At 70.9% G+C, this 25,877-nt stretch carries 21 protein-coding genes; 4 read left to right on the plus strand and 17 right to left on the minus strand.

Translation table 11 applies throughout. From position 1 onward, the window contains the following. Positions 1 to 76 precede the first annotated feature (76 nt). The 3 genes from AC0685_RS22530 to AC0685_RS22540 all read right to left on the minus strand — a co-directional run bounded on the left by AC0685_RS22530 (position 77) and on the right by AC0685_RS22540 (position 3,772). Entirely contained in the window at positions 77 to 1,405 is a 1,329-nt protein-coding gene (locus AC0685_RS22530) for an MATE family efflux transporter (protein WP_478227333.1), read from the minus strand. A gap of 127 nt (positions 1,406 to 1,532) precedes the next feature. Further along, positions 1,533 to 2,702: an MFS transporter gene (locus tag AC0685_RS22535; protein ID WP_478227334.1), complete on the minus strand. Its 1,170-nt coding sequence runs from the start codon at positions 2,700 to 2,702 to the stop codon at positions 1,533 to 1,535. Further along, positions 2,699 to 3,772, minus strand: a complete 1,074-nt coding sequence (locus tag AC0685_RS22540) for an alkene reductase (RefSeq protein WP_478227335.1) — start codon at positions 3,770 to 3,772, stop codon at positions 2,699 to 2,701. The genes AC0685_RS22535 and AC0685_RS22540 overlap by 4 nt, the downstream gene beginning before the upstream one ends. A 105-nt stretch (positions 3,773 to 3,877) precedes the next feature. Here AC0685_RS22540 and AC0685_RS22545 point away from each other — a divergent pair, with 105 nt between their 5' ends. Next, on the plus strand, positions 3,878 to 6,487 hold the full coding sequence (locus AC0685_RS22545; protein WP_478227336.1) for an ATP-binding protein: 2,610 nt from the start codon (positions 3,878 to 3,880) through the stop codon (positions 6,485 to 6,487). A gap of 10 nt (positions 6,488 to 6,497) precedes the next feature. Here AC0685_RS22545 and AC0685_RS22550 read toward each other — a convergent pair whose 3' ends face one another. Beyond that, positions 6,498 to 7,154, minus strand: coding sequence for a M15 family metallopeptidase (locus AC0685_RS22550; protein ID WP_478227337.1), 657 nt, complete (start codon positions 7,152 to 7,154; stop codon positions 6,498 to 6,500). Between the two features lie 25 nt (positions 7,155 to 7,179). Next, the gene (locus AC0685_RS22555; RefSeq protein WP_478227338.1) at positions 7,180 to 10,200 is read right to left on the minus strand and encodes an AfsR/SARP family transcriptional regulator; all 3,021 of its coding nucleotides are present in this window, start codon (positions 10,198 to 10,200) and stop codon (positions 7,180 to 7,182) included. A gap of 127 nt (positions 10,201 to 10,327) precedes the next feature. Between AC0685_RS22555 and AC0685_RS22560 the strand changes: the two genes are divergently transcribed. Beyond that, positions 10,328 to 11,629 (plus strand): FG-GAP repeat domain-containing protein, encoded by a 1,302-nt coding sequence (locus AC0685_RS22560; protein ID WP_478227339.1) that lies wholly within the window; start codon positions 10,328 to 10,330, stop codon positions 11,627 to 11,629. 42 nt (positions 11,630 to 11,671) lie between these two features. Here AC0685_RS22560 and AC0685_RS22565 read toward each other — a convergent pair whose 3' ends face one another. Continuing rightward, positions 11,672 to 12,841, minus strand: a complete 1,170-nt coding sequence (locus AC0685_RS22565; protein WP_478227340.1) for a preprotein translocase subunit SecY — start codon at positions 12,839 to 12,841, stop codon at positions 11,672 to 11,674. A gap of 46 nt (positions 12,842 to 12,887) precedes the next feature. Continuing rightward, entirely contained in the window at positions 12,888 to 13,886 is a 999-nt protein-coding gene (locus AC0685_RS22570) for a DHH family phosphoesterase (RefSeq protein ID WP_478227476.1), read from the minus strand. A gap of 40 nt (positions 13,887 to 13,926) precedes the next feature. On the opposite strand from AC0685_RS22570, the gene AC0685_RS22575 reads away from it, so the two are divergent. Further along, positions 13,927 to 14,970 carry a TRM11 family SAM-dependent methyltransferase gene (locus tag AC0685_RS22575; protein ID WP_478227341.1) on the plus strand — a complete coding sequence of 348 codons (1,044 nt, stop codon included), beginning with the start codon at positions 13,927 to 13,929 and terminating at the stop codon, positions 14,968 to 14,970. Between the two features lie 73 nt (positions 14,971 to 15,043). On the opposite strand, the gene AC0685_RS22580 is transcribed toward AC0685_RS22575, so the two are convergent. From AC0685_RS22580 to rimP, 7 genes are all read right to left on the minus strand, one after another. After that, positions 15,044 to 15,874 (minus strand): alpha/beta hydrolase, encoded by an 831-nt coding sequence (locus tag AC0685_RS22580; protein ID WP_478227342.1) that lies wholly within the window; start codon positions 15,872 to 15,874, stop codon positions 15,044 to 15,046. A gap of 16 nt (positions 15,875 to 15,890) precedes the next feature. After that, positions 15,891 to 16,367, minus strand: coding sequence for a 30S ribosome-binding factor RbfA (gene rbfA, locus AC0685_RS22585; RefSeq protein WP_007029396.1), 477 nt, complete (start codon positions 16,365 to 16,367; stop codon positions 15,891 to 15,893). 203 nt (positions 16,368 to 16,570) lie between these two features. Beyond that, entirely contained in the window at positions 16,571 to 16,864 is a 294-nt protein-coding gene (locus AC0685_RS22590) for a DUF503 domain-containing protein (protein ID WP_034312220.1), read from the minus strand. 73 nt (positions 16,865 to 16,937) lie between these two features. Continuing rightward, the gene (gene infB, locus AC0685_RS22595; protein ID WP_478227343.1) at positions 16,938 to 19,955 is read right to left on the minus strand and encodes a translation initiation factor IF-2; all 3,018 of its coding nucleotides are present in this window, start codon (positions 19,953 to 19,955) and stop codon (positions 16,938 to 16,940) included. Positions 19,956 to 20,100: 145 nt separating this feature from the next. Beyond that, a complete protein-coding gene (locus AC0685_RS22600; protein WP_478227344.1) occupies positions 20,101 to 20,403 on the minus strand; it encodes a YlxR family protein in 303 nt (100 codons plus the stop codon). Between the two features lie 23 nt (positions 20,404 to 20,426). After that, positions 20,427 to 21,467 (minus strand): transcription termination factor NusA, encoded by a 1,041-nt coding sequence (gene nusA / locus AC0685_RS22605; RefSeq protein ID WP_034312226.1) that lies wholly within the window; start codon positions 21,465 to 21,467, stop codon positions 20,427 to 20,429. Beyond that, positions 21,464 to 22,003: a ribosome maturation factor RimP gene (gene rimP / locus AC0685_RS22610; RefSeq protein ID WP_478227345.1), complete on the minus strand. Its 540-nt coding sequence runs from the start codon at positions 22,001 to 22,003 to the stop codon at positions 21,464 to 21,466. The genes nusA and rimP overlap by 4 nt, the downstream gene beginning before the upstream one ends. A gap of 135 nt (positions 22,004 to 22,138) precedes the next feature. Between rimP and AC0685_RS22615 the strand changes: the two genes are divergently transcribed. Further along, complete coding sequence (locus AC0685_RS22615) at positions 22,139 to 23,065, plus strand: ferritin-like domain-containing protein (RefSeq protein WP_478227346.1); 927 nt, start codon at positions 22,139 to 22,141, stop codon at positions 23,063 to 23,065. Positions 23,066 to 23,165: 100 nt separating this feature from the next. Here AC0685_RS22615 and AC0685_RS22620 read toward each other — a convergent pair whose 3' ends face one another. From AC0685_RS22620 to AC0685_RS22630, 3 genes are all read right to left on the minus strand, one after another. Continuing rightward, positions 23,166 to 23,786: a hypothetical protein gene (locus tag AC0685_RS22620; RefSeq protein ID WP_478227347.1), complete on the minus strand. Its 621-nt coding sequence runs from the start codon at positions 23,784 to 23,786 to the stop codon at positions 23,166 to 23,168. An 88-nt stretch (positions 23,787 to 23,874) separates the two neighbouring features. Continuing rightward, entirely contained in the window at positions 23,875 to 24,894 is a 1,020-nt protein-coding gene (locus tag AC0685_RS22625) for an aminotransferase class V-fold PLP-dependent enzyme (RefSeq protein WP_478227348.1), read from the minus strand. 10 nt (positions 24,895 to 24,904) lie between these two features. Further along, entirely contained in the window at positions 24,905 to 25,666 is a 762-nt protein-coding gene (locus tag AC0685_RS22630) for an isocitrate lyase/PEP mutase family protein (RefSeq protein ID WP_478227349.1), read from the minus strand. Positions 25,667 to 25,877 lie beyond the last annotated feature (211 nt).

Consider the following 25,877-nt stretch of genomic DNA (forward strand, 5'->3'; position numbering starts at 1 on the left):
CCCCCGCGTTTAGTCCTCTGAATGCGGTAGTTGCACACGCAAGTACCGCATTCAGAGGACTAAACGCGGGGGAAGGTCAGGCCGCGCGGACGGCGCCCTCGACGGCCCACTGCCCCGACCGCCACCGCACCAGCAGGGTCGCCAGCCGCAGCAGCATGAACAGCGAGAGCCCGGTCCAGATCCCGGCCAGCCCCCAGCCGAACGCGAGCGACAGCCAGATCAGCGGCAGGAACCCCAGCGCCGCACTCAGCAGGGTCGCGTTGCGCAGGAAGGCGGCATCCCCGGCGCCGAGCAGGACACCGTCCAGCGCGAACACCACCCCGGCGATCGGTTGCAGCGCGACGAAGAACCACCACGCGTGCGGGATCTGGCCGAGCACGGCCGCGTCCGAAGTGAACACCTGCGGCAGAACTCCGGCCACCGACGCGAACACGACGCCGAGGAAGCAGCCGAACACCAGGCCGTAGCCGGTGATCTGCCGCGACAGCCCGCGGGCTCGTTCACTCGCCCCGGCGCCGAGGGCGGCACCCACGAGCGACTGCGCGGCGATCGCGAGTGAATCCAGCACCAGCGCGAGGAAGGTCCACAGCTGCAGCACGACCTGGTGCGCGCCGACGGCCTCGGTGGACGTCCGCGCGGCGACCGCGGCGGCGGAGACGAAACACGCCTGGAAGGCGAGGCTTCGGAGCACCAGGTCCCGGCCGAGGCCGAGCTGGGCACGCATCACCTTCGGCTCCGGGCGCAGCGGGACCCGTTCCCGCACCAGGGCCGCGATGAACAGCGACGCCGAGATCACCTGCGCGACGACGTTCGCGATCGCCGACCCTTCCAGCCCCCAGTCCGCGCCGTACACCAGCACCGGGCACAGCACGGCGGAGATCCCGTTGCCCGCCAGCACATAGCGCAACGGCTTCGCGGAATCCTGGACGCCGCGCATCCAGCCGTTGCCCGCCATCGTGATCAGGATGAACGGCGTCCCGAACAGCGCGATCCGCAGCCAGGAGACGGCGGCGTCGGTGATCGCGGCGTCGCCGGAAAGCACCCGGGCGATCGGCGCGGCCAGTAGCTGCCCGGCGACGATCACGACCAGCCCGACGATCACCGCCAGCCAGGTCGCCTGGACACCTTCGCGGACAGCGTCGCCACGGCGGCCCGCGCCGTGCAGCCGCGCGGTCCGCGACGTGGTGCCGTACGACAGGAACGTCAGCTGGCTCGAAACCTGCGACAGCACGACACCGCCGACGGCGAGCCCGGCCAGCGGCAGCGCGCCGAGGTGGCCGACGACGGCCGTGTCCACCAGGACGTACAGCGGTTCGGCGGCGAGAACGCCGAGCGCTGGCACCGCGAGGCCGAGCACGCGTTTCGGCGGGACGCGCTCGTCGAGTTCGGAGGCTTCAGGCACCACCGCAGACTAAAGGTCGGAGGTGCGACGCCGGCGAGCCCGTGGCGGCCAAGAGACGCCCCACGCCAAGCCGGAGGCCGGTCGACCACACGCGGCCGCCTTGTCGCCATGACCGGCCCCACGGCTGGTTTCAGAGGAGTGCGGCGATCGCGGGGCCGAAGGCGGCCCCCAGCAGGTAGGCGAGGTTGAACAGGCCCATTCCCGCCGCCCGGTGCGCTCCGGCGGCGGCTCCGGCGCGCACGGCGAAGACACCCTGGCCCGAGGCCGCCGCGAGCGAAGCGAGTGCCTGTGCGATCAGCAACGCGACGGGGGAAACGCTCACCCCCGCCAGCACCAGCGCGAGGGCGGCGAGTGCCGGGAACAGCACCGCCACCGTCCGGAACGACGTTTTCGCCGTCGCCGCGATGACCACATAGGACACCAGCCCGCCGAACAGCAGCGGCCACAGGATGGCGAGTCCGACTTCGCCGCTGGTCCAGCCGGATTCCCCGGTCAGCCGCGGCGGCAGCACGTACATCAACCCGAAGTTGGCCACCGCGAGCGCGAACGCGAGCCCTGCCGCGACGAGGAACACCGGTGTGCGCAGGAGCGCGGCGGGCACGAACCCGTCCGGCCGCGCCCTCAGGTGCCCGGCCAGCAGAACCGCTACGACGACGACCGCGCCGCCCGCGGGAAGCCACACGTGCGGTACGAACACCAACGCGGTGACCAGCGCGGTCACCAGGATCGCGCCGATCGGGTCGAAGCGTGACGGCGCGACCGGCGTCGCGGGCGCCGTTCGCAGTACCGCGGGCACGGCGAGGAGGCCGAGCGCGGGAAGCGCCAGCGCGAGTTGCCAGCCGAACGCGCCGCCGATCAGATCACCGATCAACGGCGACGTCGAGCCGACGACCGCCAGCGAAGAGGTGACCAGGCCCATCGCTCGCGCCGACCCGGCCAGGGTCATGGCCATCGTGGTGAATCCGGCGGTGCCGAGCCCCTGTGAGGCACTGCCGGCGACCAGCACCGGCAACCACGGAACGGTCGCCACCGCGACGGCACCCGCCAGCACCAGCGCGGCGCAGGTGAGCACCGCCGTCCGGACCCCGCGATGGTTCTGCAGCCCGCCGAGCAGCGGCGTGCCGACGGCGATCCCCCAGCCGAACGCCGTCACGATCCACGTCACCACCGGAATTCCGGTGCCCAGCGCCGCGGCCGCGTCGGGCAGGATCAACGACGGCCCGGCGATGCCGAACGACAACGGACCGGCCAGCAAAGCCAGCCACGGCCCCGGAATCCCGGCGCGTACCGGCACGCTCATCGCGCGGCCATGGTCGGGTAGTCGGTGTATCCGCGGTGGTCGCCGCCGTAGAAGGTCGCGGGATCGGCGTCGGCGAACGGACCGCCGGCGGCGATCCGGGCGGGCAGGTCCGGATTGGCGAGCCACAGCCGGCCGAGGCTGATCACGTCGGCGACCCCTTCTCGCAACGCGTCCACGCCGTCCGCCACGGTCGCCGGTTCCGGGCCTGCCGGGTGCGGGTTGAGGATGAGGGTGCCCGGCCATTCGGCGCGGATGAGCTTGGTGATGTCCCGCGTGCCGAACTCCGAGACGTGCACGTAAGCCAGCCCTGCCGGACCGAGCGCGCGGACGAGGGCGGGGTAGAGGTCTTCGGTGTCGCTCTCCCGGGTGCCGTTGAGAGTGGAGCCGGGTGACAGCCGGATGCCGGTGCGCTCCGGGCCGATCGCGTCGGCGACCGCCCGCGCCACCTCCACCGCGAACCGGATGCGGTTCTCGATCGGGCCGCCATAGGCGTCGGTGCGCCGGTTGGTGTTGTCGGCGAGGAATTGGTGGATCAGGTAGCCGCTGGCTCCGTGCAGTTCGACGCCGTCGAATCCGGCCTCCATCGCGAGCCGCGCGGCGGCGGTGAACTCGTCCACGGAACGCGCGATGTCCGCCAACGTCATTTCCCGCGGTCGCGGGTGGTCGAGCAGGCCGTCCGGGGTGTACAGCTTTTCGCCCGACGGGATCGCCGTCGGGGCCAGTGGCAGGCTGCCGTCCGGGTAGAGCGAGGGGTGCCCGATCCGGCCGGAGTGCATCAGCTGGACGAAGATCCGGCCCCCGCGCTCGTGCACGGCCTCGGTGACCGCGCGCCACGCGGCGGCATGCTCCGGGGTGTGCAGGCCGGGCGTGTCGATGTAGCCCTGGCCGATGACGCAGGGTTGTGTGCCTTCGGTGATGATCAGCCCGGCGGCGGCGCGCTGCGCGTAGTACTCGGCGGTCAGCCCGGTGACGTGGCCGCCCTTCGCGCGGCTGCGGGTCATCGGCGCCATCGCCAGGCGGTTCGGGAGGGACAGGGTGCCCGCGGAGACCGGGGCCAGCAACTCGTTCATACCCGGAAGCTTGATCCGGGCGGGCTGTTCCCGAATCGGTAAGGTTTCGGTACCGGGGTACTGGGATTCGGCGTCCGTACCTCACTCACGGTTACGGAGGCCGGTGTGTTGTACGGCAGGGCCGGCGAGCAGGCGGCGATCGAAACGCTGCTTTCCGCGGCTCGCGCCGGCCGCAGCGGCGCGCTGGTACTGCGCGGCGAGGCGGGTATCGGGAAATCCGCGTTACTGGGCTGGGCGGCCGAAGCCGCCTCCGGGCTGCGCGTGCTGTGGGTCAAGGGAATCGAAGCCGAAGCCGATCTGGCGTTCGGCGGCCTGGTCCAGTTGCTGTGGCCGGTACAGGACCGGATCTCCGCACTGCCCGGCCCTCAGGCCGAAGCGTTGCATGCGGTGCTGGACTCGGGCCGCACCAGCGGCCAGGACCGGTTCTTGACCGGGCTCGCCGTACTCACCCTGCTCGCCGACGTCGCCGACGACGGTCCGGTGCTGTGCCTTGTCGACGACGCGCAGTGGCTGGATCGCGCGACAGCGGACGCCTTGTTGTTCGCCGCCCGGCGGCTGGCCGCGGATCGCGTCGCGATGGTGTTCGGGGCGAGGGAGACCGGTTTCGCCGCGGCGGATCTGCCGGAACTGCGCCCGGCCCGGCTCGACCCGGACGACGCCGCGCGGCTCCTGGCCGAACGAGGGCTGGCACCGCCGTCACCGGCGAGGGTGCTCGCGGAATCGGCGGGCAATCCGCTGGCACTGCTCGAATTCGCGGCCTCGCAACGGGAACCCGACGCGGCAGCCGGACCGCTGCCGGTGGCCGACCGCGTGCTGGCGGGCTTCCGCGCGCAGATCAGCGCGTTGCCGTCGCGGACCCGGCTGATGATGCTCATCGCCGCGGCCGAGGGACGCGGGCACCTTCCGACGCTGCTCGGGGCAGCCGAAACGCTGGGAGTCGGCCTCGCCGACCTGGAACAGGCCGAGACCGCGCGGCTACTGGAGGTCACCGGGGGTACGGTCACCTTCCGGCATCCGCTGATCGGCACGGCCGCCTACCAGGGTGCCGTCCTCGCCCGCCGGATCGCGGTGCACCAGGCGCTCGCCGAGTCCACTTCGGACGCCGACTGCCGGGTCCGGCATCTCGCCGCCGCCACCACCGCCCCCGACGAGCGGGTCGCCGCGGAGATCGTGCGCTCGGCCGAACGCGCGCGGGCGCGCACGGCGTTCACCGCGGCCGCCGGGTTGTACCGGCAGGCCGCGCGACTCACCGCCGAGGCCGGGATGCGAGCGGCGCGACTGGGAGAGGCCGCGTCCCTGGCACTCGCCGCCGGGCACGGGAAGCAGGCCGCCGAGCTGGTCCGGCAGGCGGCACCGCTGACCGAGGACACCAAGGCACGCGCCTTGCTGGCGCAGGTGGAGGCGGCCACGGAGTTCGAACTGGGAGACGGCCGCGCGGCCGCCCGCCTTCTCGTCGAGCACGCACGGTCCGCCGAGTCGTCCGATGCGGTGGCGATGGCGCGCACCGGCGCCCGGTACGCGTGGTCCTCCGGCGACCGGGAGACCGTGCGCGCCGCGAACGACGCGCTGGACGGCGGCGACCCGGTGGTCAAGGGCATGGCCGTGCTGGTGGACGACGACTTCGCGGCCGGGTTGCCGCTGCTGGCCGAGTACGTCGCGCACGCGCCGGGCACCGATCCCGGCAGGACCTACTGCGCGATGATCCTCGGCGATGACACTGTGACGAGGGAACTCGCGCTCTCCGAAGTGGCTCGCTGCCGTCGCGAAGGACTGATCGGTCTGCTCCCTCAGGTGTTGCAAGACCTGGCGGGGGCGCAGGTTTCGGCTGGACTGCACCGGGACGCGGCCGCGTCGGTCGCCGAAGCGGTACGGATCTCCCGGGACACCGGATCGCACCGGCGGCTGCCCCGGCTGAACGCCGTGGTGGCGCGGGTGGCGGCGATCGAAGGGGACGAACGGCGCTGCCGGGAGCTGGCGGAGGTGCCGCCGGACGCGGGTGGCGCGGCGAGCCTGGTGGCACTCGCGTTGCTCGACCTCGGGCTCGGCCGCTACGAGTCCACTTTGGACCGATTGGAGACCTTGCAGCGCGGTCCGCTCGGATATACGACGGTGGCGATCGCGGCGGCCCCCGACCAGTTGGAGGCGGCGGTACGCCTTGGCGATCCGAGCAGGGCGGAGCCCGCCTTTCGCCGGTTCGAGGCGTGGGCGGAGGCGGGCGATCAGGCGTGGGCCAAGGCGGTGGCGGCACGCTGCCGCGCCATGCTGGACGACGACGAGCCGCATTACCTGCGAGCGCTGGAATCGCACTCGTTCGACGAACGGCCTTTCGAACGGGCGCGCACCGAACTGCGCTACGGCGAATGGCTGCGCCGAGCCAAACGCCGTAGCGACGCCCGCGTTCCACTGCGCTCGGCACTGGATGTCTTCTCCCGGCTGCACGCGAAACCGTGGGCCGACCGGGCCAGGATCGAACTCGGGGCCACCGGCGACTCCGGCCCGATGGCCGAACCCGCCGCGGAGAACCCGCTGGATCGTCTTACGTCGCAGGAACTCCAGGTGGTCCGGCTGGCCGCGGACGGCAGCACGAGCCGGGAGATCGCCGCACAGCTGTTCCTCAGCCCGCGTACTGTCGAGCATCACCTGTACCGGGCGTACCCGAAACTCGGCGTACGGTCCCGGCGGGAGCTGGCCCGGCTGGACCTCGGCCTGGGTTGAGCGGCGAGGCTCACACCGGGAAAGCGGCCGGGCCGAAGCGGGCGTGCTTCACGCCGGTGACGTACGCCCAGTACCGGTCGCCGTAGGACCAGTGCCACCATTCGCTCGGGTAGTTCACGAATCCGGTCGCGGTCATCGCGTCGATGAGCGTTTCCCGGTTGGCGCGCGCCTCGGGGCCGATCAGCGCGGATCCGGTGAAGCATTCCGTCCCGTACTCCGGCGGCGTCGCGTTCACGTCGGTCCCCATCGGCAGCTCGACGCCGTCGACGGTGCACAGCGTGAGATCCACCGCTCCCCCGGCGACATGCGGCGCGACTTCGGGCGGTGACACATAGGTGGCGGCTTCGGCGGCCACCTGCTCGGACGGCCGGCCGGGGTTGGCGCGCGCGATCCGGGCCTTGCTGTCCGCGAAGTAGCGCTCCTGCACCTCTCGCGGCCGGAACCCCTCGACGACGAGCAGACGCAGCCCGCGCGGGAGCTGGCATTGCGCCGCGACGAGCCGGTCCGCGACGCTGAGCCGCACGTGCGCGTAGGCGCCCCGTTCGTCGGCGAGCCTGGGGTCTGTCCGGATCGCGCCGGTTTCCCGCAGGTCCACCAACGGTTCGCCGCATTCCCGGACGGACATGGCTGCGATACGAGGATCCGACAAGGACACGAACGAAGACATGCGCACCACTGTCCACCGGCGTCCTTCAGGAACGCTGTAACCCCGTTACAGCGGAGAGTTCCTCGTACTCGCGGGCGCCGTAGGTCCGGAAGGTCTCCAGGGCTTCCGCCGTCATCCGCTCCCCCGCCGGCGCGTCGCCGAGCGCGTCGTGCACCTCGGCGAGGGTGCGCAACGTCCGTGCCCGGAACAGTTCGGCGCGCAGCTCGGTCCACCGCTGGAGCGAGTCCTCCAGGCAGTCTTTCGCTTGGTACAACCGGCCTTCGGCGAGATGCACCTCCCCGATGACGCGGAGGGTGCACGCATGACCGAAGGCGTCGCCGAGCTCGCGGCAGACCTCCAGCGCGTGGTCCGCCAGCCGCCGCGCGGCGACCGAGTCCCCGCGCCGCAGCAAGGCCTTGGCCAGGGCGCGTTCGGAATAGGCGACGAGCATGCGGTCTTCGGATCCCTCGAAGACCGCGAGCGCCTCACGCGCGAACTGTTCGGCTTCGGCCCACTCGCCGCGGGCCCGGTGGTACAGCGACAGGCTGCGCAGTGTCAGTCCCTCGCCGCGCCGCGAGCCCGCCGCAGCGAACGACGCTCGTGCCTCGGTCAGCGCGGTCAGCGTCCCCGCGTAGTCCCCCATTTCCAGCCGGACCGTGCCCGCCAGCCGGTGGACGTGGCCCATCGCCCCCGGATCGTCCAAACCGGACCACATCCGCCCGGCGCGATCCAGGAAGTGCACCGCCTCGGGCAGATAGCCCTGCTCGCGGCACGCGGCGCCGAGCGCGGCGAGGGTGGCCGCCTCGCCCCGGACGTCACCGGCGGCGCGGAACATCGACAACGCCTGGCTCAGATGCGCGCGGGAGCGGGGGAAGTCGTCGTGCTCGTAGTACAGCTGTCCCAGCCCCGCCAGCAGGGTCGCCTCGCCGAGCGCGTTTTCGGTGCGGCGGGCCGCGGTGAGCGCCGCGTCGTGGGTGCGCCGCCAGGACCCGAGCGAGTCGTCGAGGACCCGGTTGTGCCCGCCGAAAGCGGTGCCGCACAAGGCCGACGCGAGTTCGACCGCGATGTCCACCAGGTCCAGTGAAGCCGCCAGCTCGACGGCGGTGGTCATCGCCTCCTCTTCGGCGCGGAACCACTCGTACGGCCGGGCCTCGACGCGTCGCGCGATCTCCTCGTCGACGGGACGGCCCAGCCGGGACGTGCCCTGGATCGACGGCACGACCGGCGGCAGGGTCTCGTTGATCCGCTCGACCAGCCAGATCCAGGCGCCGAGCACCCGCTCGACGGTGGCGGCCCGGTCCGCGGCCGTTTCCTCCTCGACGGCGCGTTCCAGTGCGAACAGGCGGACGAGGTCGTGCAGCCGGTACCGCATGAGCCCCAAGGAATCCACGCCGTCGACTTCGAGCAGGGAGACGTCGACGAGGTCTTCGAGCACCTGCTCCGCGTCGTCGAGCTCGGCCTCCATCGCCGCCGCGGCGACCCAGGCGGGGAAATGCGCCAGACCGAGCAGCCCCAGTCTTCGCAGCGCGGTCCGCACCGCCTTGGGCAACAGCGTGTAGCTCAGGTTGATGCTGGCCCGCACCTCCTGATCGCCGACCACCAGTTCGTCGAGACGCCGCTGTTCGTGCGCCAACCGGCTCGCCAGCCGGGACAGCGTCCACTGCCGACGTGAGACCAGCCGCGCGCCGGCGACGCGGATCGCGAGCGGCAACTGCCCGCACAGCTCGGTGATCTCGGCGGCCGACGCGGGTTCGGTGCTCGCGCGATCCGCTCCGACGATGCGGGTGAACAGATCGAGCGCGGCGTCGGCGGGCAGCACGCCGAGTTCGAGGAAGGTCGCGCCCGCCAGCGCCGGCAGCCGGTTGCGCGAGGTCACGATCACCGCGCACCCCGGGCTCCCGGGCAGCAATGGCCGGACCTGCGCCTCGTTCGCGGCGTCGTCGAGCACGACGAGGGTCCTGGTGCCCGCGAGCAGCGTCCGGTACCGGGCGACCCGCTCTTCGAGTGAGCCGGGCGGCGTCGTCGCGGGGTCGAAATCACGCAGGACGCGGCCGAGCACCTCCTCGGCGGTCGACGGCGTGCCGGTGGAACCGTGGAGTTCCAGATGGACCTGGCCGTCGGGGAACCGCTCGGCGATCTCGTGCGCGGCCCGGTGCGCCAAAGTGGACTTGCCCACGCCGCCCGCACCGGCGACGACGGCGACCGGCATCGTGCCGGGCCGCACCAAGGTCGTGCGCAGTGCCGCGAGTTCCGGCGCGCGGCCGGTGAAATCGGGTGGCGGCGACGGCAACTGCCGCGGTGTACGGGAGGTGACCGCCGGGAGCAGGGCCGCGTCGCAGCGCAAGATCGACTCGTGCACCCGCCGCAGCTCCGGCCCGGGATCGAGGCCCAGTTCGTCGCTCAGCGCCTTCCGGCCGCGTTCGTACACCTCCAGCGCTTCGGCCTGCCGCCCGGACCGGTACAACGCGACCATGAGGCCGCCGCGCAGCCGTTCCCGGGTGGGGTGCAGGGCGACCAGCTCGGTGAGCTCCGCGAGCAGCCGCGGCCCCTGTCCCGCCGCGAGATCCGCGTCGACCCGCTCCTCGGTGACGGTCAACCGCAACTCGTCGAGCCGGGTCGCCTCGGCGCGCAGGAACGACTCCCCGATCCCGCCGAGCGCGGGCCCACGCCACAGGGCGAGGCCGGTGCGGAAGAGGTCCGCGCCTTCGGTGTGATCGCCGCTCTGCGCGGCCTGCCGTCCCCGTTCCACCAGCTGTTCGAACATCCGTACGTCGAGGGCGTCCTCGGCGACGTCGGCGCGGTAACCGTTCCGGTCGGACACGATGACCTGCGGCAACCCGGCCGCGTCGAATGCCCGGCGCAACGTCGCGACATACGTCTGCACCACCGCGCGGGCGGTCGTGGGTGGCTCTTCTCCCCACACCACGCCGATCAGCCGTTCGGCGGGCACCGTCCGGCCGTATCCCAGCAGCAGCGCGGCGAGCAGTGTGCGCGGCTTCGTCCCCGGGAGCGCGATCGGCCCCGACGGGCCGGTCACCTCCATCGGCCCGAGCAGAGAAAACCTCATCCGTCCCTCCCCCAGAGCGGATCCCTCACAGCGCGCCGCCTCGCTGTAGCCCGCGCTGAAGCGTGGCTACAGCGGCCTCCCGGAGCCTCTGTGTCGTCCACGAACATCATGCTCAGGAAAGGTCGTCATGAACAGCTCCGGTTCTCCAACGGCGGTCCGGTTCGCCGCCGCGATCACGGCCCTCGTGACACTGGTCGCAGGCTTGCTCACGTTCGGCACGCGGAACGAGGCCAGCGCGGCTTCCACGGTGGGGGGATCGATCACCCGCGCGGAGATCATCGCCAGGGCCAAGTACTGGTACGACCGGGGCGACACCTGGTACAGCCAGAACCAGTCGGACGCGATCTCGGACGGCACCGGCGGCAAGTACCGGCCGGACTGCTCCGGCCTGGTCGCGATGGCCTGGCACCTGCCCAAGAAGTCCGACGGCTGGGATCTCAACACCGACGACTTCGAGTCCTATTCGCACAAGTCCTGGGTGCCGAGCCTGCACGACCTGCTGCCCGGTGACGCGCTGCTCAAGAACGGTCACATCGAGCTGTTCGAGAAGTGGGTCGACACCGGTGACCACAGCGCCGGCGCCTGGGTCTACTCGGAGAACACCTACGGCCAGAAGACCAACCACAACATCAACAGCTGGTCGGAGATGACCACCTACCGCGGCATCCGCTACGACAAGGTCATCGAAAAGTCCCTCGACGGTGGTGACTTCGACGGCAACGGCGCCGGCGACATCTACGCCACCGGCACCGGCACCCTGACCATCTGGAACGGCAAGGGCAACAACAACTTCGGCACCGCCGACCCCATCGGAGGCGGCTGGGACGGCTTCACCCGCCCCGCCGCCGGTGACTTCAACAAGGACGGCAAAACCGACCTCGCCGCCGTCAAGAACGGCACCCTCTACGTCTGGAACGGCAAAGGCGGCAACAAATTCGGCGCCGCCGACGCCGTCGGCAGCGGCTGGGCGCCCTTCTCCGCACCCGTCGCCGGAGACTTCAACAACGACGGCATCAGCGACCTCTCCGCGGTCAAGGACGGCACCCTCTACATCTGGAACGGCAAAGGCAACGGCAGGTTCACCCCCGCCGACACCGTCGGCGGCGGCTGGGAACCCTTCACCGCGCCCGTCGCCGGAGACTTCAACAACGACGGCAAGACCGACCTCGCCGCCATCCGCGACGGCAACACGCTTTACATCTGGAACGGCAAAGGCGGCAACAAATTCGGCGCCGCCGATGCCGTCGGAGGCGGCTGGGGTGACTACCACGCCACGTTGATGTCGCTCGGAGACGTCAACAAGGACGGCCACAGCGACATCGGCGCCATCCACCAGACCACCGGCACCCTCTACCTCTGGAACGGCAAGGGCGCCAACAAGTTCGGCGCCGCCGACGCCCTCGGCGGCGGCTGGCTCCCGCACTTCTGAGGCGGCCACGGTCCGCGCCCCACCCGGGCGCGGACCGTTCGCTCAGCGGAGGAACGGTTCGTGGCGTCGTTGCCGGCGCAGCGACTCGATCTGCCGCGTGGTATCGAGCGAAACACTGACGAGGAAGACGAGGACCACCTGCAGGGTCACCCCGGCGACGAGCAGCGCCGGGCTCGCGTCCAGCAGGGCCAGACCGGCGGCCGGGATCAGCGCGACCACTCCCGAGCAGAGCGCTCCGAAGGCGAGGATCCGGCGGTTCACGTGATCGAGGTACTCGGCGGTCCAGTTCCCCGGCCGGATCCCGGGGACGAAACCGCCCACCCGCACCAGTTCGCCCGCCACCTTGTCCATGTCCTGCGCCACAGCCGCCCTCGCGAAGGCGAAGAGGCAGACGAGGACGAAGTAGACCGCGATCCACCCGGGATCTCCCAGGCCGAAGTAATACACCGGCACCGACAGCAGGACCGCGGCGACGACGGCCGGACTGTTCGCTTGGGGGAAGCGAAGGGGAATGTACGTCGAGGTCCCGCCGAAGGCGCGTCTGCCGATCATCCGCTTGGCGTACTGCACCGGGACGCGGCGCTGTCCCTGCGCGATGACGATCGTGAGCACCGTGATCGACAGCGTCACCACGGTCATCACCGCGATCGCGGCCCAGCCCGCCCTTGCGTACAGACGCAGGAACTCCGCGGGCAGCACCGCCAAAACCTGCGCGAGCAGCAGGATCCGGACGCCGTCGCCGAATCCCCGGTCGGTGATCACCTCGGTCAGCCGCAGGACCAGGGCGGTTCCCGCGGTCAGGCACACGACGACGATGGCCCCTGGTCGATCGAGGACGTTCTGGCCGCGGAACGCGAGCACCCCGACGGCGCCCAGCAGGCCGAGCGCGACGGTGAGCCGCCGCTGGTACCGCTTCAGCACCCGTGCGCCGGCTTCACCTTCGGCCCGGAGCGCGGCCAGCCGCGGGATCAGGACGATCAGTCCTGACAGGAGTCGCGGGGCGGCCAGGCAGTGCAGGACGCCGAACGCGAACACCGGCAGGGTGGCCAGGCCGCCGCCGGTGAGGAGGTCGAGGATCCAGCTCAGCGGGTGATCGGCTTCCGGCGCGCGGACGGTCACATGAGGGGTGGGCAGGCTCTGGCCCAGCCGGAACAACACGATCACGCCCAGCGTGACCAGGATCCGGCGGCGGAGGGAGGCTCGCTCGTTCATCGTGGGGACCACGTTAGGAACGACCGATGAAATTACGATGACACCGTCACAGCAGCGGCGCCCTCGACAAGGCCTCCCGCAGCTTGCCGAGCACCTCGTCCGCAGTCCCCTCCGCGGTGCACCCGGCGGCCTGGCGATGTCCGCCGCCACCCAGCTCCCCCGCGGCCGCCGAGACGTCGACGCCGCCCGCCGACCGAAGCGAGACCGTCCATCGCTGCCGCGGTCCGATCGGTTCGGTTTCCTTGAGCACCACGGCGACCCCGGCCTCGCGAGTGGACCGGACGACGTCGATGACCGCTTCGACCTCCTCGGCGCGCACGGATCGCGCGGCGTCGAGGGTCACCACGGCGTGCGCGAGGCCGAAGCCGCGTGCCTCTTCCGGCTCGAGCCGGGCACCCGCGAGGACGTCCGAAAGCATCGGCAACCACGCGAACGGGTGATCGTCGACGATCTCGCGGACCACCTTGTCCGGATCGACACCGGCTTCGAGCAGCTTCGCGGCCATCAGATGGGTCGACGGCCGTGCCCGGCGGAACCCGCTCGTGTCCGTGACGAGCCCCGCGTACAGGCAGCGAGCGATCGGCTCGTCGATCTCGGTGCCGAGCTCGGCCAGCAACGCGAAAACGAGGACGGCGGTGGCCTCGGCGGTGTCGTCGACGACGTGGTGCGTGCCGTAGAAGACGTTGGACGCGTGGTGGTCGATCACCAGGACATCGCCGCCCGCCGCGCGGACGGCGTCCACCCGCGACGCGAGCTTCCCGAGCCTGCCCGGGGTTGGTGTGTCGAGCGCGACCAGCAGCTGTTCACTCTCCGGCAGCTCGCTCGCGGGGACGAAGAGCCCGCCGACGTCCAGGCTCCGCAGGGTTTCGGGCATCTCCTCGGGCTCGCCGACCGAGACGCGGACCTTGACGCCGCCACGCAGCTGGAGTGCCCGGCCCAGCGCCAGCGCGCTGCCGAGCGCGTCGGCGTCCGGGCGGACATGGCCGAGCAGGGTCACGTCGTTCGCGCGCGCCAGCAGGGCGGCGGCTTCCTTCAGGTTCGGCACTGGAGTGGCTGTCACAATCAGTCAAGCTACGCTCTACCGGATGTCCGAGTACGCGATCCTGGTCTACCCGTCCGCCAACCGGGTCTACACCGACTCCACTCCGGCCCTGCTGCGCGCGGAGCTGGCGGTGTTCGGTCTGTCCGCCTTGGAGGCCGAAGTCTCCGAGATCGGCGAGACGGAACTCGGCGGCGTCGGCTACCTCACCTTCACCACGCCCGCCCCGCTGAGCGAACGCGATCTCGCGCTCCTTTCGAACCTTTCCGCGCTGTACGCGCTGTTCGAACTCGGCGACGGCGTCCTGAAGCCGGTGACGATCAGCCCGCTCGCGAACTTCGACTCGGATCTGCTGACCATCCAGAAGTACCCGGGCAAGACGAACGAGCTGTTCACCAAACTGCTCGTCAACGTCACCCTCATGTCGACGGCGAACCCGGCGGCGATGCTGGACAAGCCGCTGCATCTGCTCGATCCGCTCTGCGGCCGCGGCACCACGCTGAACCAGGCGATGATGTACGGCTTCGACGCGACCGGCCTCGACGTCGACGGCAAGGATTTCGACTCTTACGAACTGTTCGTCAAGACCTGGCTGAAGCAGAAGCGGATCAAGCACAGCGCCGAATCCGGTCAGGTCCGTCGCAACAAGGCCCGGCTCGGCAGGCGGCTCGACATCGGTTTCGGGATCACCAAGGAGCAGTACAAGGCGGGTGACGTCCGCAAACTGAGCTACCTCAACTGCGACACGCTCACCACCGACGAACTGCTGCGGCCGAACTCGGTGGACCTCATCGTCACCGACGCCCCGTACGGCGTGCAGCACGGCAGCCACCGCACCCAGGACGCGTCGCTCGCGCGCAGCCCGCGAGACCTGCTCGCGGCCGCGGTCCCGGTGTGGACGAGGGTGCTGCGGCCTGGCGGCGCGCTCGGCATCTCCTGGAACACCAACGTCGCGCCCCGCGAGGAACTCGCCGCGATCCTGGACAAGGCCGGGCTGGAAGTCCGCGAGGGCGGCCCGTTCGCGGAGTTCGCGCACCGGGTGGACCAGGCGATCGTGCGGGACCTGATCGTCGCGGCCAAACCGGCCTGACCCCCCGCGTTTCGTCCTCTGAATGCGGTAGTTGGCATCGCGCACTACCGCATTCAGAGGACGAAACGCGGCGTCAGGCGATGCGTTCCCCCACGAACTTCAGCACGTCCGGCATGATCTCGCGCCAGTAGTCGTCGTTGTGCCCACCCGGCGTCATCTTCGCGACGACGGGGTCCAGTGCCTGGATGAGCTTGCGGTCGGCGCGGGCGAAGGGATCCGAGTTCCCGCACCACACCCCGGTCGATTCGGCGGAAAGATCGGCGGTGTGCAGCAACGGCTCGTGCGATTCCCATTGCGCGCGATCCGCGAAGACCTTGCGGGATTTGGCATCGGGCCAGCTCACGAACAACGCCGCGCTGGCGACGGCGACGGCTTTCAGGTCCTTGTGGTCGCGGGCGTAGCGCAGGGCGCCGAATCCGCCCATCGAGATCCCGAACATCGCCGACGGCGGCCGCAGCTGGCGCTGGGCGAGCCAGCCGGGCAGTTCGTCGGACAGCATCCGCTGCGGGTCGTCGGCCTTGCCGACGTCCACCCAGTAGTTGTCCCCGTCGACGGCGGCCACCGCGAACCCGGGCCGTCCGGCCGCGACGGCCTGGTTCAGCGCGTCCTGCACGCCGAGGTTCAGGAACGTCCGCGCGTCGGCGCCGCGCCCGTGCAGGGCGACGCAGACCGGCATCCCGACCCGTGACACCCCGTCCGGCGCGATGATGACGAGGTTGACGTCGCGGTTCCGCGCCGCGGACCGCATCTTCTGCACCGTGACCGCTTCGGTGAGCGGCGTCGGAGTGCTCGGTGGGGCCACCGGGGGCGGCCCCACCAGGGGCGGTTTCTCGGCGCCGCAAGCGGAAACCAGCGCCGAGCCGCCGAGAGCCGCGGCTCCCAGCAGCAGGCCACGCCGGCTCACGGCGTGGTCCACCCGATCAGCGACGGGTCTCCTCGTCGGCGAACTCATCGTCTTCGGCCTCTTCCCGCGGCGGCTTGTACGGGTCGGCTTCACCGGCGTGCTGCGCCCCAGTCGCCCGCCGGGCGACCTCCGCGTCGGCTTCCCTGGCCTTCGCGAGGAGGTCTTCGATGCGCTTGGCGTCCTCAGGAATGCTGTCGGCCACGAAGGCCAGCGTCGGAGTGTAGCGGACACCCGTGCCCTGACCGACCTTCGTGCGCAGGACACCGCGGGCGGATTCGAGCGCCGCCGCGGCGCCGGCGTGGTCGGGCGTTGACTCCAGGTTCTCGCCGAGCACCGTGTAGTAGACCGTGGCGTCGTGCAGATCCGCCGTGATCTTCGTGTCGGTGATCGTCACGTGGTTGAGCCGCGGATCCTTGATGTCGTGCTCGATCGCGTGCGCGACGATCTGTGAGATCCGCTTGGCGAGCTTACGAGCCCGAGCGGGGTCGGCCATGGGATTTCGTCTCCTCGAAAGATCTTCATTCAGTGTCTGTCGGTGAACCCGCGACCGCGATCGACGTCGGCAGGACGCTGCCTGGTCATCCACGTCACGACACGCGACCATGGCGTCCTGCCACCGCGATAGCGGGGCCTTCGGCCGGGCGGGTTCGCGCGCACGGTCATCTCTCCGATTACATCTCAACTCCGCCGACAGGTTCAGTCATCCGGGCCGAGCAGCCGGCGGTGGGCGGAGAGCAGGTCGAACTCCGGCCTTCCGGCCACGAGGCGCTCACACGAGTCGAGCACGTCACGAACCTGCTCGCCACTCGCCGCGACCACGGCCACACCGATCAGCGCGCGCCGGTGCAGGTCTTGATGGCCCGCTTCGGCGACGGAGACGTCGAAACGCCTGCGCACCTCGGCCAGCACCGGCTTGATCACGGATCGCTTCTGCTTGAGCGAGTGGACGTCGCCCAGCAGGATGTCGAGCTCAAGAGCTCCTACGAACATGTGGGGTTCTGGGTTGTTTCGAAGGTGAAGCGGCGCTCCCCCGCCCAGATGCGGAGGAGCGCCGCTTTGTCACTTACGCACGCGGCTTTTCGCGCTGCTCGTAGGTCTCGATGATGTCGCCGACCTTGAGGTCGCTGTACGACCCCAGAGTCAGACCACACTCGTACCCGTCGCGGACCTCGACCACGTCGTCCTTGAACCGCCGCAGCGAGCTGATCGGCAGGTTCTCGGCGATGACGGTCGCGTCGCGGAGCAGGCGGGCCCGCGCGTTGCGGCGGATCTCGCCCGAGACGACGAGACAACCGGCGATGGTGCCGATCTTCGACGACTTGAAGACGTCGCGGATCTCCGCCTTGCCGAGCTCGACCTCTTCGTACTCCGGCTTGAGCATGCCCTTCAGAGCCTGCTCGATCTCCTCGATCGCCTGGTAGATGACCGTGTAGTACCGGACGTCGACGCCTTCGCGGGTGGCCCGCTCAGTCGCCTTGCCCTGCGCACGGACGTTGAAGCCCAGGACGATCGCGTCGGACGCGGTCGCCAGGTCGATGTCGGACTCGGTGACGCCACCGACACCGCGGTGCACGACGTTGAGTTCGACGTCGTCGCCGACCTCGAGCTGCACCAGCGAAGCTTCGAGGGCCTCGACGGTACCGGAGTTGTCACCCTTGATGATCAGGTTGAGGCTGTTCGTCTCCTTCAAGGCGGAGTCGAGGTCCTCGAGGCTGACCCGCTTGCGGCGCGACGCGTTGAGGGCGTTGCGCGTCCGGGCGGAGCGGCGCTCGGCGATCTGCCGGGCGACGCGGTCCTCGTCGACCACCAGGAAGGTGTCGCCCGCACCCGGCACCGAGGTGAACCCGATGACCTGGACGGGACGCGACGGGTACGCCTCCGTGACGTCGACGTTGTGCTCGTCGACCATCCGGCGGACGCGGCCGTAGGCGTCACCCGCCACGACCGAGTCACCGACGCGCAGCGTGCCTCGCTGGACCAGCACCGTGGCCACCGGACCGCGGCCGCGGTCGAGGTGGGCCTCGATCGCGACACCCTGGGCCTCCATGTCCGGGTTGGCCCGGAGGTCCAGCGCGGCGTCGGCGGTCAGCAGGATCGCCTCGAGCAGGCCATCGATGTTGATGTTCTGCCGAGCGGAGATCTCGACGAACATCGTGTCGCCGCCGTACTCCTCGGCGACCAGGCCGTACTCGGTCAGCTGCTGCCGGATCTTGTCCGGGTTCGCGCCTTCCTTGTCGATCTTGTTGATCGCGACCACGATCGGCGCCTTGGCGGCCTGCGCGTGGTTGATCGCCTCGACCGTCTGCGGCATCACACCGTCGTCGGCCGCCACCACGATCACCGCGATGTCGGTCGAGTTGGCACCGCGGGCACGCATGGCGGTGAACGCCTCGTGACCCGGGGTGTCGATGAAGGTGATCAGACGCGGGTTGCCTTCGAGCTCGGTCTCGATCTGGTAGGCGCCGATGTGCTGGGTGATGCCACCGGCTTCACCTTCGCGCACCTTCGTCTTGCGGATCGTGTCGAGCAGTCGGGTCTTACCGTGGTCGACGTGACCCATGATGGTCACGACCGGCGGACGGACCTGCAGATCCTCTTCCTCACCCGCGTCTTCGCCGTAGGTGATGTCGAAGGTCTCGAGCAGCTCCCGGTCCTCTTCCTCGGGACTGACGACCTGAACGTTGTAGTTCATTTCGCCGCCGAGCAGTTCCAGGATGTCGTCGGACACCGACTGCGTCGCGGTGACCATCTCACCGAGGTGGAAGAGCACCTGCACCAGCGAAGCCGGGTTGGCGTCGATCTTCTCGGCGAAGTCGGTCAGCGAGGCACCACGCGGCAGGCGGATCGTCTCGCCCTGCCCCTTGGGCAGACGGACACCACCGACGCTGGGCGCCTGCATGTTGTCCATGTACTCCTGGCGCTTCTGCCGCTTCGACTTACGACCCTTGCGCGAGGGGCCACCGGGACGCCCGAAGGCACCCGCGGTACCGCCACGGCCACCGGGGCCGCCACGACCGCCGCCGCCACGGAAACCGCCGCCACCGGCCGGGGCACCGCCACCGCCACCGGGGCCACCGCCACCGGGACGGAAACCGCCGCCACCGCCGCCGGGACGGAAACCGCCACCGCCGCCGCCACCGGGACCGCCGCGGAAACCTCCGCCGCCGCCACCGGGACCGCCACGAGCGCCGCCGCCGGGGCCACCACGGGCTCCGCCACCGGGACCACCGCGGCCGCCACCGGGACCACCGGCCGGACGGGCCGGGCGGCCCGGCATCATGCCGGGGTTCGGGCGCGGGGGCATGTTGCCCGGGCTGGGCCGGTTACCGCCGGGAGCGCCGCCACCGGGACGCGGGGCCGGACGGTCGCCGCCCTGCCCGCCACCGGGACGCGGCGGACGGTTGTCGCCGCCCTGCTGGTTGCCGCCGCCGGGACGCGGGGCGGACGGGCGCGGGGCCGGGGAACCGGAACCCACGCCGAACGGGTTGTTGCCGACACGCGGGGTGCGCGGGCCGGGCTTCGGACCGCCGGGCTTGGGGCCCTGCGGCTTCGGCGGCACGACCGAACCCTGCGACGGCGTCTGGGACGCGGGCGGGGTGGCGGGTGCCGGAGGGGTCTCCTTCTTCGGCTCGGCCGGAGCGGCCTTCGCCGCCGGAGCGACCTCTTCCTTGGGCGCCGGCGGCCGGGGGCCGGGGCGCGGACCCGGGCGGGCGCCCGGAGCGGGCCGGGACGGCTGCTGGGCCGGGGCCGACGTTTCAGACGCCGCCGGAGCGGACGCCGCGGGGGCGGCCGGGGCCTCGGACTTCGCCGCGGGCGCGGGCTGAGCGGGCTTCGCGGCCGGAGCCGGGGCAGCGGGCTTCGCGGGCGGCGCGGGTGAAGGACGCGGGCCGGGGGTCGGAACCGGCTTCTTCTTGCCGTCCTTGGACGGATACGCGTCACGGAGACGACGGGCGACCGGCGCCTCGACGGTGGACGACGCGGACTTCACGAACTCGCCCTGTTCCTTCAACTTGGCGAGAACTTCCTTGCTGGTGATGCCGAGCTCTTTCGCGAGCTCATGTACTCGGGCCTTGCCTGGCACAGCTCTCCTCATCTGGGGAGGCCGGCGGCAGACCCGCAGACCTCGTCCTATTGTCGCGCGTTCATTGATTCAGCTTCACGGCTGACTCATGACGGGTCGACCTGCTTCCTGATTCCATCCGGCACCGGGGATGTCCCGGCGCCCCTCATTCCTCGGCGAGCCGCTCCAGGCGTTCGTGGACACCCTGGGCGTCGAGCGACCCTGGAACACGAAGTGCCCGGGGGAACGCTCTGCGCCGCTCGGCCTTGGCCAGACAGTCCGGCTCGGGGTGCAACCAGGCACCCCGGCCCGGCAACCGCCGACGTTCGTCGACGATCAGCCGACCGTCCGCCGCGACCACTCGCAGCAACTCGCCGATCAAGGCCCGCTTACGGCAACCCACACAGGTGCGAACCGGAGTTTCCCGGTCATGCTGGAGGTCGGTTCCCGGCCGCGGGCTCTGAACCACTCGTAAGTCTAGCGCTTCGACCTTCACTCAGCCGAACCGGTTGCCGCGGCGGGCCGCGCCTGCCCGGCGTGTGCTTCGTCACCCTGCTCAGGGGCGGCGTCACTGCGGATGTCGATACGCCAGCCGGTGAGCCGGGCGGCGAGGCGGGCGTTCTGCCCTTCCTTGCCGATCGCGAGCGAAAGCTGGTAGTCCGGGACGACGACCCGAGCGGTCTTGGCCCGCTCGTCGACGACCTGTACGGAGACAACCTTCGCGGGCGACAGCGCATTCCCGACGAACTTCGCCGGGTCTTCGGAGAAGTCGATGATGTCGATCTTCTCGCCCGCCAGCTCGCTCATCACGTTGCGCACGCGCGCGCCGACCGGGCCGATGCAGGCGCCCTTGGCGTTGACGCCGGGCACCGTCGAGCGGACCGCGATCTTGGTCCGGTGTCCCGGCTCCCGCGCGACGGCGGCGATCTCGACCGTGCCGTCGGCGATTTCGGGGACCTCGAGGGCGAACAGCTTGTGCACCAGCTTCGGATGCGAACGGGACAGCGTGATCTGCGGGCCCCGGTTGCCGCGCGAGACGGTCACGACGTAGGCCTTGATCCGGTCGCCGTGCTCGTAGGTCTCGCCGGGCACCTGCTCGATCGCGGGCAGCACGCCTTCGATGTCGCCGACCTGGATGACGACCATGCCGCGGGCGTTGGCGCGGGCGTCACGCTGCACCACGCCGGCGACGATCTCGTTCTCCTTGGCGGAGAACTCGCCGAAGGTCTTCTCGTGCTCGGCGTCGCGCAGCCGCTGCAGGATGACCTGCCGCGCGGTGGTCGCCGCGATCCGGCCGAAGCCCTCGGGGGTGTCGTCCCACTCCTCGTCGGTCTGGCCGTCCGGGGTGAGGGTGTGCGCGAGGACACGGACCAGCCCGCTCTTGCGATCGATGTCGATCCTGGCGTGCGGCTGGTGGCCCTCGGTGTGCTTGTACGCGGTGAGGAGCGCGGTTTCGATCGCTTCGATCACCGTCTCGAAGGGGATGTCCTTGTCCCGTTCGATCGCGCGCAGCGCGGCGATGTCGACGTTCACTTCGGCTCCTCCTTCGGCTCCGTGGTGGCGGCGTTCAGGGCCGACGCATCGTTTTCCAACAGTTTCAGGTCCTCGGCAGGTGGTTGCTTGAACTCGATCTCGATGACCGCCTTGGTCACCGAGGCGTAGGGGACGTCCCGGATCTCGCCGTCCACGAGCACTCGCGCGGATTTCTCCCCCGCGTGCCCGACGCGGCCGATGAACGCCGCGCCTTCGGCCGGCGTGACCTTGACGAGGCGGAACTTCGCGCGCCGCCAGTGCCGCTGCAAGGCCAAGGGCCGGTCGAGACCCGGCGAGGTGACTTCGAGCGTGTACGCGCTGGCGATCACGTGCTCGTTCTCGTCGAGCGCGGCGGAGACGGCGCGGCTGACGCTCGCCACCTCGTCCAGCCCGACGCCGTCGTCCCCGTCGACGACGACCTTGACCAGCTGGCGGCGGCCTGCCTGCTGGACCTCGAAGGAATCGAGGTCGAAACCCGCGGCCTTGACGGCTTCGGCCACGATGGGCTCCAGCCTGCTGGCGAGGTCGTTGGGCACGGTGGAGCGCTCCTGTTCGGCTGTGGGCGACCCGGCGGCGTGGATCCGGGTTCGGTAGTGGTCCAGCTTATCCGGTCACCCCAGCGTGACGCGCGAGCGGCGGCCCCGCGCGGGCTACTGGCAGGATGGGGCGGCGTGACCGGAAGATCGACAGAGCCGAGCCGTCGCACTTTCCTGCGGATGGGAGCGCTGGCCGCGCTGGCCGCGCCGCTGGCGTCCGCCTGCTCCCCCGGCTTCGACGAAAGCCCCGACCCGCTGGGTCCCCTGCTGCGCGCGGCGGAGACCGACGCGGCCGGCGCGAAGGCGCTGGGCGCCGAAGGCGAAGCGGTCGCCACCGCGCGGGCCGCGCACGCGGCCGCGCTCAAGACCGAGGTCGACCGGCTCAACCGGCCGAAGCCGGAGCAGTCCGGTCCCGCGGAGACCCCGCCGTCGTCGGTGGACGGGCTCAAGGAACGGCTCGCCCAGGCCCGCAAGCAGGCCGAGGGCCTCGTGCCTTCGCTGCCCCGCTACCGCGCCGGGATGGTCGCCTCGATCGCGGCGGGCTGCGCGGCGCTGCAGCAGAGTTCGGAGAAGCTCGGCCGCGGCGACGACGCCGGCGCGGTCGAAGTGCCCGCCGGGGTCCGGCTCGGCGGGGAGAGCGCGGAGGCCGTCCAGCAGGCGCTGGCGGCCGAACACGCGGCGATCTGGGTGTACGGGTTGGTCAGCGCGTATCTGCCCGCCGCCTTCACCGGCGCGGTGGCCAGGGGCACGGCCGAGCACGTCAAACGGAGGGACGTCTGCGAACGGATGCTTTCCGCGGCGGGTCAGACGCCCACCGGTCCGGAGGCCGCGTACGTGCCGCCGAGGCCGGTGACCGAGGCGAACTCGGCGATGGAACTGGTGGCGACGGCCGAGGCGGACGCGACCTCGGCCTGGCTCGGCGTGATCGACCGGACGGACGACGCGGCTTTGCGGACGACGGCGCTGAACGCGCTGATCGGGTCGGCGCGGCGGGGGACGGCGTGGCGGGCCGAGTTCGGCGCGAAGCCGGTGGCGATCGCCATGCCGGGCCAGTCGGTCTGAGGTCTTTCGCGCGGCTTCGGTCCCGTCGCGCGTGCTATGAAAGGTCCCTTCCTTGCAAATTTTGCAAGGAAGGGACCTTTCATAGCGCTTGAGGGTCCGGTCAGCGGCGCAGGTCACCCGAAAGCCGCAGGGCGTCGGTCGCGATCCGCTCCAGCAGCTGCTTGTCGGTCTGCTTGTTGTAGAAACCGGCCAGCACGATGGCCACTTCCGGCCCGCTGACGTGGGAGTCGTAGGCCGCGTCCTGCCCGGAGATCTTCGGAGCGCCCTGCGCCTTGAAGGTCCCGTCGCGCACCAGGTCGGACACGTTGCCCGTGCCGTCCTTGTCGGTGAGCGCCTTGAGCTGGGTCGCGGTGACCTCGCCGGGCATGGTGACCAGGACGACCGACACCAGTGCCTTCTTCCCACCGGTCTCGGTCGTGTACAGCGCCCGTGAAAGGCGCGTGCACGGCGTCTCGGTGAAGAACTTCTTGGTGTCGCCGTAGGCCTTGCTCGCGCAGTCGGTGGTCACCTGCGGCCCCTCGACCAGCGTGTACTGGAACTGGCCGCTCTTCGACGGCGGGTCCGCGACCGGGGTGGGTTCCGGCTCGTGCCGGATCAGCCACCAGAGCAGGGCGGACACGACCGCGATGGCGACCAGTCCGGCGCCCTTGAGCGCCAGGCCCTTGGTGTCCCTCGGCGGATTCGGCGCGGGCGGCGGCCCGCCCGGCCCTGCCGGTCGCACCGGCTGAAGCCGGGCCGTTTCCGTCGGTCCCGGGGTAAATTGCGCACCAACCACGGGAACATACGGTAGTTCACGCCGCTCCGGCGGTTCACCTGAACGTGCTTATCACCCGTTCGACGTCGTCAGCCGTGTTGTAGAGATGGAAGCCGAATCGCTGCCTTCCGGCCCGGGTACCGGCCACGATGCCCGCTTCCTGCACCCGGCGGGCGTCGGCGTCGAGCGAGACGATCGCGCTCCCCTGACCGGGTGAGCCGAGCGCTTCGAGGAGTGAGTCGGCGAGCCCCACGCAGTGCGCGCGGACGGCGGCGAGGTCCAGGGACGCGAGGTAGTCCAACGACACCGCGGCGCCGGCGAACGCGAGCCAGGCCGGGGACAGGTCGAGCGAGCGGGTGCCCTCGGCGAGGCGCAACGGGAGGCCGTAGACGGTCTGCCAGCGGTCCTCCCCCGCGTACCAGTTCGCGGCGACCGGCACCGCCCGCTCCAGCACCCGCGGATGCGCGGCCAGCCACGCCGCCCCGCGCGGCGCGAGCAGCCATTTGTATCCGGCGGCGACCACCCAGTCGGCCCAGCCGAGGTCCAGTGGCTGCCACCCGGCGGCCTGCGTGGCGTCGAGCAGGACCGCGGCACCCGCCGCCTCGGCCGCGGCCCTGAGCGCGCCGAGGTCGACTTGGGCACCATCGGCCGACTGGACGACGCTGACCGCGACGAGGTCGTGCCCCTCGACGCGTGCGGACAGCTCGGCCAACGGGACTTCGGTGACCTTCACCCCTCGGTGCGCCTGGGCCGCGAACGGGAAGGTGACGCTCGTGAAGTCGTTCGCGGCGGCCAGCACGCTGGCGCCGTCGGGCAGACCGGCGGCCACGTTCGCGATCAGCTGCGAGACGGACGCCCCGATCGCGACCCGCTCCGCCGGGACCCCGATCAGCGCGCCGAACCCCGCCCTGGTCCGCGCGACGGGCTCGTCGAAGTCCGCCGGACGGGCTTCGCCGCGGCGCCACCGCTCGACCGCTTCCGCCACGGCGTCGGCCACGTGCGACGGCGGGATGCCGATACTGGGCGTGTTCAGATAACCGGGCGGGACGGCGAATTCGGCTCCGAAGGTCTGCATGCTCCCGAGATTAATGAGATTCCGGGAGCACGGCGGCGACGTCGGCGTACGACGGCGGGGCCAACGGGAGTTCACCGCCGTCGCGAACGGCCTCCACCGTGCGCAGCGTGGCGGCCAGCGCCATCCGGTACGGCAGCGAACCGAGACTGACCCGGGCGACGCCGAGTTCGGCCGCTCGCGCGACGGTGACCTTGCCGGGCAGGAACAGCAGGTTCACCGGCACCCGGACGGCCTTCACCAGCCGCATGACGTCCGCGGGTTCGGCGAGCCCCGGCACGAAGACCCCGTCGGCGCCCGCGTCCACATAGGACAGAGAACGGTCGATCGCGGTGCCGATGTCGGGCTCCCCCAGCCAATGCGTGTCCGTCCGCGCGTTAACGAAGAGACCGGGAGCGCGTTCCTTCACCGCCGCGATCTTGGCGGCGTGCCGCACGGGATCGCCCAGCGCGTCTTCGAGGTTGATGCCCGCGACACCGGCTTCGGCGAGCTCAGCCGCCAGCGCGCCGACCTCGCCCGGGTCTTCGCTGAACCCGTCGGCGAGATCGACACTGATGAGCGTGTCCAGCCCGGTGAGCCGCCGCGCCAGCCGGACGGTGGCTTCCTTCGAGGACGGGGCGCCGTCCGGCTCGCCCTCGGCGGCCGAGACCCCGAGACTGGTCGTGCCGAGCGCCGGGAAGCCATGCACGGCAAGGAAGGCGGCCGTGCCGAACTCCCAGACGTTCGGCAGGAGCAGCGGGGAACCGGGGACGTGCAGGGCGGCGAATGAGGTCATGTCACGACGGTAGCCAGTGGACGCTTCGGTGACGACCGAAGCGATGGGCGGCGCTCCCGGCGACGTGGTTTTCGCAACACGACCGCCGGCCGTGGCGGCCAGATGTCCAGTTAGTGCCATATGCGCGGTTTTGTGCGGGGGTCGTGAGTGGCGATTCGTGTTCTAACCCGAATCGTCACTCACGACCCCCACGCAAAACCCACCCAAGGCA

This window comes from Amycolatopsis sp. NPDC043889, assembly GCF_056435645.1.

Coding starts and splice junctions, on each gene's coding strand:
- AC0685_RS22535 (WP_478227334.1), bottom strand. CDS start 2,702: ATGAGCGTGCCGGTACGCGCCGGGATTCCGGGGCCGTGGCTGGCTTTG.
- AC0685_RS22540 (WP_478227335.1), bottom strand. CDS start 3,772: ATGAACGAGTTGCTGGCCCCGGTCTCCGCGGGCACCCTGTCCCTCCCG.
- AC0685_RS22550 (WP_478227337.1), bottom strand. CDS start 7,154: ATGTCTTCGTTCGTGTCCTTGTCGGATCCTCGTATCGCAGCCATGTCC.
- AC0685_RS22555 (WP_478227338.1), bottom strand. CDS start 10,200: ATGAGGTTTTCTCTGCTCGGGCCGATGGAGGTGACCGGCCCGTCGGGG.
- AC0685_RS22560 (WP_478227339.1), top strand. CDS start 10,328: ATGAACAGCTCCGGTTCTCCAACGGCGGTCCGGTTCGCCGCCGCGATC.
- AC0685_RS22565 (WP_478227340.1), bottom strand. CDS start 12,841: ATGAACGAGCGAGCCTCCCTCCGCCGCCGGATCCTGGTCACGCTGGGC.
- AC0685_RS22575 (WP_478227341.1), top strand. CDS start 13,927: ATGTCCGAGTACGCGATCCTGGTCTACCCGTCCGCCAACCGGGTCTAC.
- rbfA (WP_007029396.1), bottom strand. CDS start 16,367: ATGGCCGACCCCGCTCGGGCTCGTAAGCTCGCCAAGCGGATCTCACAG.
- AC0685_RS22590 (WP_034312220.1), bottom strand. CDS start 16,864: ATGTTCGTAGGAGCTCTTGAGCTCGACATCCTGCTGGGCGACGTCCAC.
- AC0685_RS22625 (WP_478227348.1), bottom strand. CDS start 24,894: ATGCAGACCTTCGGAGCCGAATTCGCCGTCCCGCCCGGTTATCTGAAC.
- AC0685_RS22630 (WP_478227349.1), bottom strand. CDS start 25,666: ATGACCTCATTCGCCGCCCTGCACGTCCCCGGTTCCCCGCTGCTCCTG.